The organism is Citrobacter sp. Cf088, assembly GCF_030334295.1.
GTDB classification, from domain to species: domain Bacteria; phylum Pseudomonadota; class Gammaproteobacteria; order Enterobacterales; family Enterobacteriaceae; genus Citrobacter; species Citrobacter freundii.
Genome location: NZ_JAOWEE010000002.1, coordinates 1 through 227, shown reverse-complemented (window position 1 = coordinate 227; position 227 = coordinate 1). Strand labels below are relative to the sequence as shown.

At 58.1% G+C, this 227-nt stretch carries 2 tRNA genes; both read right to left on the bottom strand.

The annotated features are described in order from the left end of the window. A tRNA-Met gene (locus tag OGV71_RS00010) sits at positions 1–74 on the bottom strand. A gap of 48 nt (positions 75–122) precedes the next feature. Further along, a tRNA-Met gene (locus OGV71_RS00005) sits at positions 123–199 on the bottom strand. Between the last annotated feature and the right edge of the window lie 28 nt (positions 200–227).

Here is a 227-nt window from a genome sequence, read left to right as displayed (position 1 = left end):
TTGCGGGGGCCGGATTTGAACCGACGACCTTCGGGTTATGAGCCCGACGAGCTACCAGGCTGCTCCACCCCGCGTCCGTCATTACTCTTCCATCGAGTAACGTTACTGCTTCTGATTTTAATTGGTTGCGGGGGCCAGATTTGAACTGACGACCTTCGGGTTATGAGCCCGACGAGCTACCAGGCTGCTCCACCCCGCGTCCGTGGATGCGCACTATACTCTGCTCG